Origin of the sequence: Escherichia sp. E1130 (assembly GCF_005781065.1) — a bacterium.
In the GTDB taxonomy this organism is placed as follows: domain Bacteria; phylum Pseudomonadota; class Gammaproteobacteria; order Enterobacterales; family Enterobacteriaceae; genus Escherichia.
This window is the reverse complement of record NZ_VATL01000001.1, coordinates 109,805-124,186: the sequence shown is the minus strand read 5'-3', so window position 1 is coordinate 124,186 and position 14,382 is coordinate 109,805. Positions and strand designations below refer to the sequence as shown.

Sequence of the window (14,382 nt, the reverse complement as noted above, 5' to 3'; positions counted from 1 at the left end):
TTAATTCATATTAAATGCGAATTACTTTAAAAGTCTTATAAATTTTGAAAAAGCGCATTAGAACATGAGTCTAATGTGCTTTTTTTAATATACGATTCTAAAAAGAATAATATCGATCAACTTTTTAAATATAAATCCTCTGTAAGCTGCCCGCCCTTTTACCCTCGTTCTGGAGTGTGTTATGGCAGCTTCCACATTTTTTATTCCTTCTGTTAATGTCATTGGCGAAGATTCTTTAAAAGATGCGCTGAATATGATGGAGGAATATGGTTTTCGCCGTATATTAATTGTTACTGACAGAATGCTAGCGAAATTAGGTATGGCGGGAGAGGTACAAAAAGCCTTATATGACCGCAATATTTTTAGCATTATTTATGAGGGTACCCAACCTAATCCGACCACGAAGAATGTCGCAGAAGGTTTGAAAATGTTGAAGGAAAATAACTGCGACAGCGTGATCTCCTTAGGCGGCGGTTCTCCGCACGACTGTGCAAAAGGTATTGCACTGGTAGCCGCTAACGGTGGTGATATCCGTGATTATGAAGGCGTAGACCGCTCTGCAAAACCACAGTTGCCGATGATTGCCATTAATACCACGGCGGGTACAGCGTCTGAAATGACCCGTTTTTGCATCATCACCGACGAAGTGAGACATATCAAAATGGCGATTGTGGATAAACACGTTACCCCGCTGCTTTCGGTTAATGATTCCTCGCTGATGATCGGTATGCCTAAGTCACTGACTGCAGCTACCGGGATGGATGCTCTCACTCATGCCATCGAAGCGTATGTGTCTATTGCGGCAACGCCAATTACTGATGCCTGCGCGCTGAAAGCAATGACCATGATTGCGGAAAATCTACCGTTAGCCGTCGAAGATGGCAGCAACGCTAAAGCGCGTGAAGCAATGGCTTATGCCCAGTTCCTCGCAGGTATGGCATTCAATAACGCTTCTCTGGGTTATGTTCATGCGATGGCGCATCAGTTAGGTGGCTTTTACGATCTACCGCACGGCGTTTGTAATGCCATTCTGCTGCCGCACGTGCAGTTATATAACAGTAAAGTTGTTGCATCACGTTTGCGTGACTGCGCCGCGGCGATGGGTGTGAACGTCACAGGTAAAAATGATGCTGAAGGGGCAGAAGCCTGTATTAACGCGATTCGCGACCTGGCGAAGAAAGTGGATATCCCGGCAGGTCTGCGTGACCTGAACGTTAAAGAAGAAGATTTCCCGGAGCTGGCAAGCAATGCCCTGAAAGACGCTTGTGGCTTTACTAACCCGATTCAGGCAACTGAGGAAGAAATTGTGGCGATTTATCGCGCTGCAATGTAATCCCCATTCTCCTGCGGCTGGCGTATTGTCAGCCGCTATCTCAAAATTTGCGATTTTTGAGATAGTTTCTTTAGTCTGCTATACACTATCTCAATATTGCGCTTTTTTGAGATAAGCAAATGGCTATCAAATCACCTCCCAGACTGATTCCTTTATCACACTTATCGGGTGAGGAACTCCAGGCCCACTTACGCTTTAACCGGGTTACCGATGAAAAAGGACGTTATCTGCCTTTTGATGAGTTGCAGTACCGCATCAAAAAAGGGGAAAACATTGAAGTGGCGTGGACGCTTACCCGGCTGGCGCGCAACGCGGCGATCCAGCGAATCAATTATTGCAATGAAGCGGGTGAGCAGGCCGGATTCAACATTACGCCAGTGATTGCAGAAGCGTGCGAGCTTGTCGACAAACATGCAACCGCGCTGGCGCTGAAAGATCAGACTGAACGGTTACGCGGGGCGGGCGCCGAGTTAAGCCAGTTACGCCTGGAAGAGCCGATTACCAGTTCCCAACTGGAAGGTGCGAATACCACGACGCTGGTGGCGAGAAAAATGCTGGAAACAGGGCGGGCGCCACGCACTGAAGACGAGTATATGATTGCGGGAAATGCCCGGCTGATGGCGGAAATTCCGCAATTACTCACAGAACCGCTGACACCTGCGCTTATACGTCAGTTACATGCTATTGGTATGGGGGGAATAAATGACGCGAAATATCGTCCGGGTGAATTTCGTGAAACAGATGATGTCGTGATCGCCGATTATGACGGCAATATTGTGCACCAACCGCCCGCTGCGGCATTGTTGCCGGAACGACTGGAAAAAGTTTGCCAGTGGTTAAACAGCCATGAAGGGTATATTCACCCGCTGGTCCGCGCCTGCATTCTGCATTTTATGCTGGCCCATGAACATCTGTTTCGCGATGGCAACGGGCGCACCAGTCGGGCGCTGTTTTACTGGTATATGCTGAAATCGGGCTACGATGTCTTTAAATATATTTCCATCAGCCGTTTGCTTCATGTTGCACCAGTCAAATATGCCACCAGCTACCAGTACACTGAATCAGATGGTATGGATCTGACTTATTTCCTTGAATATCAGGCGGGTGTCATTAAACGTGCTGTGCAAAACTGGCAGCAGCATATTGATGAAATTATGCAACGAAGCGCAAAACTTGACCGCCTATTGTTTAGTTCTGGTGTGCTTAGGCGACTGAATCCGCGTCAGGTGACGCTTCTGAATGTGATGCTCGCCAATCCGGGGAAAGAGTACACAGTTTCTGAAACCAGCGCGAGTCTGGGCGTCTCTGATAATACAGCGCGAACTGATTTACGGACGATTGTTAAAGAAGGATTTGCGCAAGAGAAGAAAATTAATGACCAGCAAGTAGTGTACGTCGCACATTACCCGCTGTAGTCCTTGCCAGTAAATTCGTGATAACCGTCGTAAAGCTGTTACCGACTGGCGAAGATTTCGCCAGTCACGTCTACCCTTGTTATACCTCACACCGCAAGGAGACGATCATGACCAACAATCCCCCTTCAGCACAGATTAAGCCCGGCGAGTATGGTTTTCCCCTCAAGTTAAAAACCCGCTATGACAACTTTATTGGCGGCGAGTGGGTCGCGCCCGCCGATGGCGAGTATTACCAGAACCTGACGCCGGTAACCGGGCAGTTGTTGTGCGAAGTGGCGTCTTCGGGCAAACGAGATATCGATCTGGCGCTGGATGCTGCGCATAAAGTGAAAGATAAATGGGCGCATACCTCGGTGCAGGATCGCGCAGCGATTCTGTTTAAGATTGCCGATCGGATGGAGCAGAACCTCGAGCTGTTAGCGACGGCTGAAACCTGGGATAACGGCAAACCCATTCGCGAAACCAGTGCTGCCGATGTGCCGCTGGCGATTGACCATTTCCGCTATTTCGCCTCGTGTATTCGGGCGCAGGAAGGCGGGATCAGTGAAGTTGATAGCGAAACCGTGGCTTATCACTTCCACGAACCGTTAGGTGTGGTGGGGCAGATTATCCCGTGGAACTTCCCGCTGCTGATGGCGAGCTGGAAAATGGCTCCTGCGCTGGCGGCGGGCAACTGCGTGGTGCTGAAACCCGCACGACTTACCCCGCTTTCTGTACTGCTGCTAATGGAAATCGTCGGTGATTTACTGCCGCCGGGCGTGGTGAACGTGGTCAACGGTGCGGGCGGCGAAATTGGCGAATATCTGGCGACCTCGAAACGCATCGCCAAAGTGGCGTTTACTGGCTCAACGGAAGTGGGTCAGCAGATTATGCAGTACGCCACGCAAAACATTATTCCAGTAACCCTGGAGCTGGGCGGCAAATCGCCCAATATCTTCTTTGCTGACGTGATGGATGAAGAAGATGCCTTTTTCGATAAGGCGCTGGAAGGCTTTGCATTGTTTGCTTTTAACCAGGGCGAAGTCTGTACCTGCCCAAGCCGTGCTTTAGTGCAGGAGTCTATCTACGAACGCTTCATGGAACGCGCCATCCGCCGTGTTGAAAGTATTCGTAGCGGTAACCCGCTCGACAGCGTGACACAAATGGGCGCGCAGGTATCTCACGGGCAACTGGAAACCATCCTCAATTACATTGATATCGGTAAAAAAGAGGGCGCAGATGTGCTCACCGGCGGGCGGCGCAAGTTGCTGGAAGGCGAGCTGAAAGATGGTTACTACCTTGAACCGACTATCCTGTTTGGTCAGAACAATATGCGTGTTTTCCAGGAAGAAATATTTGGCCCGGTGCTGGCGGTAACCACCTTTAAAACGATGGACGAGGCGCTGGAGCTGGCGAACGACACACAATATGGCCTGGGTGCAGGCGTCTGGAGTCGTAACGGCAATCTGGCCTATAAGATGGGGCGCGGCATTCAGGCCGGGCGCGTGTGGACCAACTGTTATCATGCCTACCCGGCACACGCAGCGTTTGGCGGCTACAAACAGTCGGGCATCGGACGCGAAACCCATAAGATGATGCTGGAGCATTATCAGCAAACCAAGTGTCTGCTGGTGAGCTACTCGGATAAACCGTTGGGGCTGTTCTGATGTTTTAGGCAGGCAACATTAATTGTTGCCTGCCTATGTTTTAGTTGTATAAAGCGGCAGTCGCTTTTAACTCATCGCTGAAAGAATAAATATCATCGAGAGACTCAATAGGATGGCGGGTTTCGTTTTTCTCTAAGTCAAATAGGCCAATATATTTTTGATTTCGATTGAAATGTAATCTACAGAGTGGCTTTCGATTATTGTCATCTACAAGTATACCAAAATAGCTTTTTGTATCTCTGTGGACTATTCGTGGTGCATCAAGCACTACGCGAACTATAGCTTTAACAATATGAAATCCTTCAAGCTCCTCCATAGTAGTAGCAATATCGGTTTCTTCTTTATTAATACATTCTACTTCTTCATTGTGTGAATTCGAATCAATTACAGATAATGAACCACCACCTATTGCCGATTTCAATCTTTCGTTTATTTGAGAGTTAATATATTGATTGGCAGCTTTCTTTGTTAATTTTGCAAACGTATCTTTTACTTTTTGTGTTAACATACCTTCATAAATTCTTGCTGCAAAGAATTTTACAAAATCCTCTTCAGGATTATTCATTTGTGCATGGAGAACTTTTTTAATTAAACTAACATATTTTAATTCACCTGCAGCATTAATTATTGATTCCAAATCAAATGCTGATTTAGTAAGTTTCTTTATCTCGGGAACAACTGTTTCATCTAAGTCAAGTAGATCTATCTCAAGAAATGGTTTTTCATCCATTTTATTAGGCGCTTCTAAATCAGTAAAAAATTTATAAACTTGTCCATTGGTTAGAATAGATATTCTTGCATTTGTTACATGGAAGTATCGAAAAAGCTGTGAAGCGTGATTTATATTTAGAGGATCGCCGATTTTTTTGCATTCAATGAGAATCTGAACCTCACCACTTTTTAAGATCGCATAGTCAATCTTTTCACCTTTCTTCGTTCCAATATCGCATACAAACTCTGGGATAACTTCGGTAGGATCAAAGACATCATAACCTAACACATTGTTAATGAACGGCATTACGAAAGCATTTTTGGTAGCCTCCTCAGTTTCAATGACCCCGGCTTGTTGTTTTATTTTTGCGGATAATGAATTCAGCTTATCTATAAACTCCATAGACATTATAACTCCTTTTATATATTTAATAAAAATGCGCTTTATAAAAATATAGAAAATATTTATATATTAACGTTTTATCATTGGTCATAGTTAATGTATAACACAAAAAATAATGTTTGCACATTGTAAATACAATGGTGAAACAAGCTTGATATTTATCAAGAAAATAAAACAATGTCTGTTATTCTTTTATTAGTTATTTTAAACGTTCTATGAATACGAGTTGGAGCTATAGCAAGACTGGCTTCGATATCGCATGGATAATCTAATACAAGGTTTTTTAACGCCTAATACTATGAGTTATACGTAAATTGCGAGTCTCCTCGCATTTTTTCAACAAGTTACTGCACGTGGTTATTCTTCTTCCGAGCGACATTCCTGAATCAATTTTAGCCACCTGACGGCCTCTATAAATCGCGCTATCGTGATTGCTATCGCTAATTATATGCGTATCGTATGTATAATCATGGAAGGACAGGGATGTGAAAAGTGCAGACGTGATCGCCATCCTGAAACAGCATGGCTGGGAACATATTCGAACCCGCGGCAGTCATCATCAGTTTCGCCATCCTGTTCATCCGGGCCTGGTGACGGTCCCGCATCCTAAAAAAGATATTAAGCTAGGTACGCTGGCACAAATTGAGCGTCAGGCTGGTTTAACATTTTAAAATTTCAGGAGGCAATATGTTTTATCCCGCCTATATCCATAGCGATTCCGACGGTAGCGCCAGCGGTTTTTTCCCTGATGTTCCTGGCTGTTATTTTGCCGGGGATACGCTTGATGACGCTTTCCAGGATGCGCGAAGTGCACTGGTCGCACACTTTGAAACCTTGTGCGAGATGAATGAAGAGTTGCCTCTTCCTGGCTCCGTAGACGAACATCTGGCTCAGCAGGCACAGGACTTTATTGGCGGGCAATGGTTGCTGGTGGATATCAATATGAATCAGTTCGAAGGTCGGGCTGAACGTATCAATATTACGATGCCGAAAAGGTTACTGAACAAGATTGATACCTACGTGCGCAATAACCCTGATTACGCCAACAGAAGTGCATTTCTGGCAGAAGCTGCCCGGCGTGTTTTGCCAGGAGTTTAATCTCGTGTTTCGATGGTGAGCGGGCGAACCAGGCTGTACAACCACAAACCAAAACAAGCGATAGTGCCAATCACCACGGTGAGGAACACACTGACTGACAGGCCTGCAAGCATTCCTGCGGGCAGGGCCAGCAGGCCGTGGATTACGGTGTCGTTCCATCTGACCTGATCGTAGCCAAACATGCCTAAAACGCCGCAAACCAGGCCGTAAATCACCATTGGTGTTCCGAGACCAATCAATAATAAACGGTAGATAATTGAAGGTTTAATACGCTTAATCTGTACTGTGGATGTTTTACTGGAGTTATTCATTAGTTTGGCCAATAGTTCCATTATTTCAATATGATAAGCCTCGACCTGTTTAAAAGCCAGGCAGCACATTTCAGAAAGTATATAAAAAACAATATGTCGTTATATAAATAAGGAAATTGCACTGCATCATGGCATTTCATAATATGCGTTAATTGTTCTTTTTTATATTCTCTGAGGAAAATATGTTCCTGGATTATTTTGCACTGGGAGTGCTTATTTTTGTATTTCTGGTGATCTTCTATGGGATTATTATTTTACATGATATTCCCTACCTGATTGCGAAAAAACGCAACCATCCTCATGCCGATGCCATTCATGTTGCCGGTTGGGTGAGTTTGTTTACGCTGCACGTTATCTGGCCCTTTTTGTGGATTTGGGCCACGCTTTACCGCCCGGAGCGGGGATGGGGAATGCAAAGCCATGATTCATCCGTTATGCAACTACAACAGCGCATTGCCGGGCTGGAGAAACAGCTCGCCGACATGAAAGCTCCTTCTGCCGAGTAATATTTATGGATTTACTGATTATTTTGACCTATGTGGCTTTCGCATGGGCAATGTTTAAGATTTTTAAAATTCCCGTGAATAAATGGACCATCCCTACTGCGGCACTGGGTGGCATATTTATTGTCAGCGGCTTAATTCTATTAATGAACTATAACCATCCATACACCTTTAAAGCGCAAAAAGCGGTTATTTCCATTCCGGTTGTTCCGCAGGTGACGGGTGTAGTAATTGAAGTGACGGACAAGAAAAATACGCTGATTAAAAAAGGCGAAGTGCTATTTCGACTGGATCCGACGCGTTATCAGGCGCGGGTGGATCGGCTGATGGCGGATATCGTCACCGCAGAACATAAACAGCGGGCATTGGGGGCAGAGTTAGATGAGATGGCGGCGAATACCCAGCAGGCAAAGGCCACACGGGATAAATTTGCCAAAGAGTACCAGCGTTACGCACGCGGCAGCCAGGCGAAAGTAAATCCGTTTTCAGAACGGGATATCGATGTGGCGCGGCAAAACTATCTGGCGCAGGAAGCCTCAGTGAAGTCATCGGCGGCGGAACAAAAACAGATCCAGAGCCAACTGGATAGCCTGGTGTTGGGGGAACATTCTCAAATCGCCAGCCTGAAAGCGCAGCTTGCGGAAGCAAAATATAACCTTGAGCAGACGGTAGTGCGTGCGCCGAGCGACGGTTACGTGACTCAGGTACTGATTCGTCCAGGAACGTATGCCGCGTCGCTACCGCTGCGTCCGGTAATGGTGTTTATACCCGATCAGAAACGACAAATCGTGGCGCAGTTCCGCCAGAACTCCTTGCTGCGACTGGCTCCTGGCGACGATGCGGAAGTGGTGTTTAATGCCCTGCCAGGTAAGGTCTTCAGCGGTAAGCTGGCTGCCATTAGTCCAGCCGTTCCCGGCGGGGCTTATCAGTCGACCGGCACTTTACAGTCCTTAAATACAGCAGCAGGTTCTGATGGCGTTATCGCGACTATTGAGCTGGATGAGCATACTGATTTGAGCGCATTACCAGACGGTATTTACGCCCAGGTGGCGGTCTATTCCGATCATTTCAGCCATGTTTCGGTTATGCGCAAAGTGCTGTTACGCATGACCAGCTGGGTGCATTACCTTTATCTCGACCACTAATCTTTGTTTTCCGCCGCTTGTTCAGGCCGCAGTTGCTGCGACTGGGCAAGCTGGTGGCGAATTTCACGCAGCATCTCGTCCAACACATACTGGACCCGCCAGGGCTGGTATTCCCGTTTACGGAAGATAGCCACCAGATCCAGCCACCATTCATACGGTTGCTGAAAGCAGGGGATCAGCGTGCCGTCTTGCAGGTCGCTCTGCACACTTTTGTCTGGCGCAAACACAATCCCCAGGTGATTTCGCGCTAGCTCCAGCGCCGACTGAGTATTGTCACAGACGTAATTTCCCTTAACACGATAATCACGTACTTCTTTACTTCCGGCGACGTTGAAGCGCCAGATATTCGCGTCATCGATCATCATCGAGTCGATCAAAATACAGGAGTGATGTTCAAGTTCGTCTGGTCGGCTAATGGGGTGTTTCTCAAGATAAGTTTGGCTGGCATAGGCGGTTACTGCATATTGCGTAATAAAACTGGCAACCAGCGATTCATCTTTTGGCGGCGCATAGCTGATTAAAACATCACAATCATCGGGAAATTCGACACCTTCATAAAAGGCGTTGCGCTCAAGATTGCAGGTTTTTAGCGATAAGGTGATTTCACCGATATCTTTAATTTTGTCGATAACGTGTTTGGATAAATAGGTAATAATGCCAGTTGGTGCGTAGATGGTAACCCGACCACGTTTCTCATGCTTATAATCTGCAATAAAATTATTAAGCTGCTCGTTTCTGTCGAGCATATCATTAATGTACGGTAATAGCGCGGTGCCAAAAGGCGTCAGCATCAATTGCCGTGTGGTTCTGTCAAAGACTTTTAAGCCAACTTTTGATTCAAAATCAGCAAGATATTTACTAACATTGGCCTGCGCGATGCCAAGCACGGTGGCAGCATGGCTGATATTTTCACTGGCAGCGATTACCGAGATAATTTTTAACTCCCGGTACTTGAGTTGTAATTTTGTCATCGCAACAGTCCAATTTATATATAATTTTATATATTACTATATAAATATGAATCTTGCACCGGAGAAATTGTAAGTATTACTATGCCGACTCTTTTTTATCTTAATTTAAAATGGAATGTCGGACATGTTAATTAACCGCAATATTGTGGCGTTATTTTTTATGCCTTTTATGGCAAGTGCAACTGCCGCAGAATTATCTGTTGGTGCTGGCGCAGTTTATAATGAATCGCCTTATCGCGGTTATAATGAAAATACCAAAGCAATTCCGCTGATCAGTTATGAGGGCGATTCTTTTTATGTCCGCCAGACGACGTTGGGTTTTATTCTGTCGCAAAGTGAAAAAAATGAACTTAGCCTGACTGCATCCTGGATGCCGCTGGAATTTGATCCTGCCGATAATGACGACCATGCTATGCAACAACTCGATAAGCGTGACAGTACGGCAATGGCGGGAGTTGCCTGGTATCACCATGAGCGTTGGGGGACCGTGAAAGCTTCTGCGGCAGCTGATGTTCTGGATAACAGTAACGGTTGGGTAGGTGAGTTATCGTTATTCCACAAAATGCAGATAGGTCGCCTGTCGCTGACACCTGCTCTTGGCGTTCTCTATTATGACGAGAATTTCAGTGACTATTACTATGGCATTTCAGAGAGCGAGTCTCGTCGCAGCGGTCTGGCGAGTTATACCGCGCAAGATGCCTGGGTGCCTTATGTCAGCCTGACGGCAAAATACCCCATCGGAGAACACGTCGTATTAATGGCGAGTGCCGGATACAGTGAGCTGCCAGAAGAGATCACTAACAGCCCAATGATTGACCGTAATGAAAGTTTTACTTTTGTCACCGGCGTGAGTTGGCGTTTTTAATTGACTGGGTAGAAAAGCTGACCGGAATCATCTCGGGCATTCCCCTATGAAAAGTACGGCATTGATAATCATTTTCAATATCATTTAATTAACTATAATGAACCAACTGCTTACGCGGCATTAACAATCGGCCGCCCGACAATACTGGAGATGAATATGAGCTATACCCTGCCATCCCTGCCGTATGCTTACGATGCCCTGGAACCGCACTTCGATAAGCAGACTATGGAAATCCACCACACCAAACACCATCAGACCTACGTCAACAACGCCAACGCGGCGCTGGAAAGCCTGCCCGAATTCGCTAACCTGCCGGTTGAAGAGCTGATCACCAAACTGGACCAGCTGCCAGCAGACAAAAAAACCGTTCTGCGCAACAACGCTGGCGGTCACGCTAACCACAGTCTGTTCTGGAAAGGTCTGAAAAAAGGCACCACCCTGCAGGGCGATCTGAAAGCGGCTATCGAACGTGATTTCGGTTCCGTTGATAACTTCAAAGCAGAATTTGAAAAAGCGGCAGCTTCCCGCTTTGGTTCCGGCTGGGCATGGCTGGTGCTGAAAGGCGATAAACTGGCGGTGGTTTCTACTGCTAACCAGGACTCCCCGCTGATGGGCGAAGCCATTTCTGGCGCTTCCGGCTTCCCGATTGTGGGCCTGGATGTGTGGGAACACGCTTACTACCTGAAATTCCAGAACCGTCGTCCGGACTACATCAAAGAGTTCTGGAACGTAGTGAACTGGGATGAAGCTGCGGCACGTTTCGCGGCGAAAAAATAATCGCATCTTGCCTGCTGCAATGAGGCGTTTACGCCTCTTGTCAGCATAAAAAACAAACCATCGTGCATAACGGTGGTTTTTTTGTGATCAATTTCAAAAGAAAAACAATGATCCTATAAAATTAAAACGACGTTTCAATTGGTGTGGTGTTGATCACTTTTATTGCCATGATGAATGTCTATCTTCGTTTCCATCAACACTGATGCTCCGTTAAGGAACTTCGCATCAGCCTATAAAAATATGCCAACAGGTGATGGAAATGCAGATAAAACGCACGATAGAGAAAATCCCGGGGGGGATGATGCTCATCCCGCTGTTCCTTGGCGCACTGTGTCATACTTTCTCGCCGGGGGCGGGGAAATATTTTGGATCATTCACCAACGGGATGATTACTGGCACGGTGCCAATTCTGGCGGTGTGGTTTTTCTGCATGGGGGCGTCTATCAAATTAAGCGCGACGGGAACAGTGTTGCGTAAATCCGGTACGCTGGTGGTAACCAAAATTGCCGTTGCGTGGGTGGTTGCGGCCATTGCTTCGCGCATTATTCCTGAGCACGGTGTCGAAGTTGGATTTTTTGCCGGGCTTTCAACGCTGGCGCTGGTGGCGGCAATGGACATGACCAACGGCGGTCTGTATGCCTCTATCATGCAACAGTACGGCACCAAAGAAGAGGCCGGGGCATTTGTGTTGATGTCGCTGGAATCTGGTCCGCTAATGACGATGATTATTCTGGGAACCGCTGGGATTGCTTCGTTTGAACCGCATGTTTTCGTTGGCGCAGTGTTGCCGTTCCTGGTGGGGTTCGCGCTGGGGAACCTTGATTCTGAATTGCGCGAGTTTTTTAGCAAAGCGGTGCAGACGCTGATTCCGTTCTTTGCCTTCGCGCTGGGCAATACCATTGATTTAACCGTGATTGCCCAGACAGGTTTGTTGGGGATCCTGTTGGGTGTGGCGGTGATTATCGTGACCGGTATTCCGTTGATTATTGCCGATAAATTGATTGGCGGTGGCGATGGCACTGCCGGAATTGCCGCCTCCAGTTCTGCCGGGGCCGCGGTGGCAACGCCGGTACTGATTGCGGAAATGATCCCGGCCTTTAAACCGATGGCGCCTGCGGCAACTTCGTTGGTGGCGACGGCGGTAATTGTGACGTCGATTCTGGTGCCAATTCTTACCTCTGTCTGGTCACGTAAAGCCAAAGCCAGAGCGGCGAAGATCGAAATTCTGGGTACGGTGAAATAACCTCTCTTATTCCATATCATCGCCGGATGAATTGACGTTCATCCGGCGTTTTACCTTAAATAACAAATACCTCATCAATCGTCCGACATTCGCTTTCTGTTAACTCCCCACCGGCATTGCGCGATACTCCTGTGCAGTAACCAAACTTACGTGATACCACCGTCTTGATGGTAGTGACAAAATCTTCACCGATGGCGTAGATGGACATATAAGTACCAATCTGTTGCTGAATATCTTGTAAAGCTGCCAGGTCGCCGCGTTTGAAGGCTTCGCGGGCTCCGACAAACAGCTCTGGCATAACGTTATTTAAGCCAGAGATTATCCCCGCGCCGCCAGCCAGCAAATTAGGAATGTAATACTCGTCATACCCCGAAAGCACCGCAAAATCAGGACGCACAGCCTGAGTTGCCTGAATCATGCTGCGGGTGTGTGACTGGCAATCGACAGTATCTTTAATTCCGGCAAACTCAGGAAACTCACTCGCCAGTGTGGCGACCAGGTCTGGGGTTAAATCACAACCGGTCCGCGCCGGGAAGTTATATGCGAACCATTTGCCCTGTAATTCGCGACCCAGGTGACGGAAATAGCTTAATAATTGCTTTGCCGTTTGGCTGTAGTAGTAAGGCGGGAGGATCATCACCGCATCGTAGCCAACGCGATACGCTTCTTGCGCCATAACCAGCACATCATGTGTGCATGTGGATGAGACGTTGGCCACCATTTTTAGCTTGCTCATGGCTCGTGCTTCACGAATAAGCATGAGCCTCTCTTCCAGGGTGAAGGAGGCAAACTCACCAATGCTTCCCATTAGCAATATCACATCGATATTAGCGTCAGTGAGTCGCTGCAGATGCTGCTTCAATCCGTTAAGGTCTATATTCCCGTCTTTATCCATCGGCGTGATGGAAGGACACCAGACGCCAGAAAACAGTGATTTATCAGCCACGCTGTAAACTCCTCATAATGAAATGGTGTTTCAAAAACATCTCATTGATAACATGTCTACAGTTTTGTCATGTGAACCGTGCTCTCATTTTGCGCGCCTGACGTAAAATAAATATGGTCTAATGGGGAAATTTCTCGGTGGAGAGGGAACAGATGCGATATCCGGTTGATGTATACACAGGCAACATTCGGGATTATCCGGAAAGCCGTCCAAGTGCAATTGCGAAAATCCAGGTCGATGGCGAGTTAATGTTGACAGAACTGGGGCTGGAAGGCGACGAACAGGCAGAGAAAAAGATTCACGGTGGGCCGGACAGGGCGCTGTGTCATTATCCTCGCGAGCATTATCTCTACTGGGCGCGGGAATTTCCGGAACAGGCAGAGTTGTTTGTTGCACCTGCGTTTGGTGAAAACCTCTCAACCGACGGTCTGACGGAAAATAATGTTTATATTGGCGATATTTTCCGCTGGGGAGAGGCGTTGATTCAGGTCACCCAGCCGCGCTCTCCGTGCTACAAACTCAATTACCACTTTGATATCAGTGATATAGCTCAGTTGATGCAAAACACGGGTAAAGTCGGCTGGCTGTATAGCGTGATTGCGTCGGGGCTGGTATCTGCTGATGCGCCGCTGGAGTTGGTTTCCCGCGTTAGCGATGTGACCGTGCAAGAGGCTGCCGCCATCGCATGGCATATGCCGTTTGATGATGAGCAGTATCACCGCTTGCTTTCCGCAGCCGGGCTATCGAAAAGCTGGACGCGGACGATGCAGAAACGCCGACTTAGCGGCAAGATTGAAGATAATTCGCGGCGGTTGTGGGGGAAATAACCCCCGGAGAGTAGGCCTGATAAGACGCGACCAGCGTCGCATCAGGCGTCATGCTCAAATGCCGGATGCGGCGTAAACGTCTTATCTGGCCACAAATGCTGCCCTTTGCGTAGTAGAGAGTAGGCCTGATAAGACGCTATCAGCGTCGCATCAGGCATCATGCTCAGACGCCGGATGCGGCGTAAACG

The 14,382-nt window shown here is 47.4% G+C and carries 15 protein-coding genes; 11 read left to right on the top strand and 4 right to left on the bottom strand.

The window, feature by feature from the left end; genetic code table 11:
• Window positions 1–181: 181 nt before the first annotated feature.
• From yiaY to aldB, 3 genes are all read left to right on the top strand, one after another.
• Entirely contained in the window at window positions 182–1,333 is a 1,152-nt protein-coding gene (gene yiaY, locus FEK66_RS00620; RefSeq protein WP_130206658.1) for an L-threonine dehydrogenase, read from the top strand.
• 119 nt (window positions 1,334–1,452) lie between these two features.
• Window positions 1,453–2,748, top strand: coding sequence for a Fic family protein (locus FEK66_RS00615; protein WP_135495401.1), 1,296 nt, complete (start codon window positions 1,453–1,455; stop codon window positions 2,746–2,748).
• 107 nt (window positions 2,749–2,855) lie between these two features.
• Window positions 2,856–4,394, top strand: a complete 1,539-nt coding sequence (gene aldB, locus FEK66_RS00610) for an aldehyde dehydrogenase AldB (protein WP_001551836.1) — start codon at window positions 2,856–2,858, stop codon at window positions 4,392–4,394.
• Window positions 4,395–4,434: 40 nt separating this feature from the next.
• Here the strand turns inward: aldB and FEK66_RS00605 are convergent, their stop codons facing one another.
• Window positions 4,435–5,514 (bottom strand): type I restriction endonuclease, encoded by a 1,080-nt coding sequence (locus FEK66_RS00605; RefSeq protein ID WP_171020853.1) that lies wholly within the window; start codon window positions 5,512–5,514, stop codon window positions 4,435–4,437.
• Window positions 5,515–5,993: 479 nt separating this feature from the next.
• Here FEK66_RS00605 and FEK66_RS00595 point away from each other — a divergent pair, with 479 nt between their 5' ends.
• Together FEK66_RS00595 and FEK66_RS00590 are read left to right on the top strand one after the other, a co-directional pair.
• The gene (locus FEK66_RS00595) at window positions 5,994–6,179 is read left to right on the top strand and encodes a type II toxin-antitoxin system HicA family toxin (RefSeq protein WP_130206652.1); all 186 of its coding nucleotides are present in this window, start codon (window positions 5,994–5,996) and stop codon (window positions 6,177–6,179) included.
• A gap of 16 nt (window positions 6,180–6,195) precedes the next feature.
• Window positions 6,196–6,606, top strand: a complete 411-nt coding sequence (locus FEK66_RS00590) for a type II toxin-antitoxin system HicB family antitoxin (protein ID WP_130206650.1) — start codon at window positions 6,196–6,198, stop codon at window positions 6,604–6,606.
• Here FEK66_RS00590 and FEK66_RS00585 read toward each other — a convergent pair.
• A complete protein-coding gene (locus FEK66_RS00585; RefSeq protein ID WP_130206648.1) occupies window positions 6,603–6,917 on the bottom strand; it encodes a hypothetical protein in 315 nt (104 codons plus the stop codon). The genes FEK66_RS00590 and FEK66_RS00585 overlap by 4 nt on opposite strands.
• 182 nt (window positions 6,918–7,099) lie before the next feature.
• On the opposite strand from FEK66_RS00585, the gene FEK66_RS00580 reads away from it, so the two are divergent.
• Window positions 7,100–7,423 (top strand): DUF3302 domain-containing protein, encoded by a 324-nt coding sequence (locus FEK66_RS00580; protein ID WP_130206646.1) that lies wholly within the window; start codon window positions 7,100–7,102, stop codon window positions 7,421–7,423.
• Between the two features lie 5 nt (window positions 7,424–7,428).
• Window positions 7,429–8,565 carry an HlyD family secretion protein gene (locus tag FEK66_RS00575; RefSeq protein ID WP_130259278.1) on the top strand — a complete coding sequence of 379 codons (1,137 nt, stop codon included), beginning with the start codon at window positions 7,429–7,431 and terminating at the stop codon, window positions 8,563–8,565.
• Here FEK66_RS00575 and FEK66_RS00570 read toward each other — a convergent pair.
• On the bottom strand, window positions 8,562–9,536 hold the full coding sequence (locus tag FEK66_RS00570; RefSeq protein WP_130206642.1) for a LysR family transcriptional regulator: 975 nt from the start codon (window positions 9,534–9,536) through the stop codon (window positions 8,562–8,564). The two genes, FEK66_RS00575 and FEK66_RS00570, sit on opposite strands and share 4 nt — an antisense overlap.
• 124 nt (window positions 9,537–9,660) lie before the next feature.
• Here FEK66_RS00570 and FEK66_RS00565 point away from each other — a divergent pair, with 124 nt between their 5' ends.
• The 3 genes from FEK66_RS00565 to kdgT all read left to right on the top strand — a co-directional run bounded on the left by FEK66_RS00565 (window position 9,661) and on the right by kdgT (window position 12,421).
• Entirely contained in the window at window positions 9,661–10,401 is a 741-nt protein-coding gene (locus tag FEK66_RS00565; RefSeq protein WP_130206640.1) for a MipA/OmpV family protein, read from the top strand.
• Window positions 10,402–10,557: 156 nt separating this feature from the next.
• Window positions 10,558–11,178 (top strand): superoxide dismutase [Mn], encoded by a 621-nt coding sequence (sodA, locus tag FEK66_RS00560; RefSeq protein ID WP_001361705.1) that lies wholly within the window; start codon window positions 10,558–10,560, stop codon window positions 11,176–11,178.
• Window positions 11,179–11,437: 259 nt separating this feature from the next.
• Window positions 11,438–12,421: a 2-keto-3-deoxygluconate transporter gene (kdgT, locus tag FEK66_RS00555; protein WP_135490501.1), complete on the top strand. Its 984-nt coding sequence runs from the start codon at window positions 11,438–11,440 to the stop codon at window positions 12,419–12,421.
• A gap of 55 nt (window positions 12,422–12,476) precedes the next feature.
• Here kdgT and FEK66_RS00550 read toward each other — a convergent pair whose 3' ends face one another.
• On the bottom strand, window positions 12,477–13,367 hold the full coding sequence (locus FEK66_RS00550; protein ID WP_130206636.1) for a dihydrodipicolinate synthase family protein: 891 nt from the start codon (window positions 13,365–13,367) through the stop codon (window positions 12,477–12,479).
• A 152-nt stretch (window positions 13,368–13,519) separates the two neighbouring features.
• Here FEK66_RS00550 and yiiM point away from each other — a divergent pair, with 152 nt between their 5' ends.
• Window positions 13,520–14,194, top strand: coding sequence for a 6-hydroxyaminopurine reductase (gene yiiM, locus FEK66_RS00545; protein WP_135408541.1), 675 nt, complete (start codon window positions 13,520–13,522; stop codon window positions 14,192–14,194).
• Window positions 14,195–14,382 lie beyond the last annotated feature (188 nt).

What these genes read in the sequence shown, in the direction of transcription:
- yiiM (WP_135408541.1), top strand. Translation starts at nt 13,520, where the DNA reads ATGCGATATCCGGTTGATGTATACACAGGCAACATTCGGGATTATCCG.
- FEK66_RS00575 (WP_130259278.1), top strand. Translation starts at nt 7,429, where the DNA reads ATGGATTTACTGATTATTTTGACCTATGTGGCTTTCGCATGGGCAATG.
- kdgT (WP_135490501.1), top strand. Translation starts at nt 11,438, where the DNA reads ATGCAGATAAAACGCACGATAGAGAAAATCCCGGGGGGGATGATGCTC.
- aldB (WP_001551836.1), top strand. Translation starts at nt 2,856, where the DNA reads ATGACCAACAATCCCCCTTCAGCACAGATTAAGCCCGGCGAGTATGGT.
- FEK66_RS00570 (WP_130206642.1), bottom strand. Translation starts at nt 9,536, where the DNA reads ATGACAAAATTACAACTCAAGTACCGGGAGTTAAAAATTATCTCGGTA.
- FEK66_RS00565 (WP_130206640.1), top strand. Translation starts at nt 9,661, where the DNA reads ATGTTAATTAACCGCAATATTGTGGCGTTATTTTTTATGCCTTTTATG.
- sodA (WP_001361705.1), top strand. Translation starts at nt 10,558, where the DNA reads ATGAGCTATACCCTGCCATCCCTGCCGTATGCTTACGATGCCCTGGAA.
- yiaY (WP_130206658.1), top strand. Translation starts at nt 182, where the DNA reads ATGGCAGCTTCCACATTTTTTATTCCTTCTGTTAATGTCATTGGCGAA.
- FEK66_RS00605 (WP_171020853.1), bottom strand. Translation starts at nt 5,514, where the DNA reads ATGTCTATGGAGTTTATAGATAAGCTGAATTCATTATCCGCAAAAATA.
- FEK66_RS00590 (WP_130206650.1), top strand. Translation starts at nt 6,196, where the DNA reads ATGTTTTATCCCGCCTATATCCATAGCGATTCCGACGGTAGCGCCAGC.
- FEK66_RS00580 (WP_130206646.1), top strand. Translation starts at nt 7,100, where the DNA reads ATGTTCCTGGATTATTTTGCACTGGGAGTGCTTATTTTTGTATTTCTG.
- FEK66_RS00585 (WP_130206648.1), bottom strand. Translation starts at nt 6,917, where the DNA reads ATGAATAACTCCAGTAAAACATCCACAGTACAGATTAAGCGTATTAAA.
- FEK66_RS00615 (WP_135495401.1), top strand. Translation starts at nt 1,453, where the DNA reads ATGGCTATCAAATCACCTCCCAGACTGATTCCTTTATCACACTTATCG.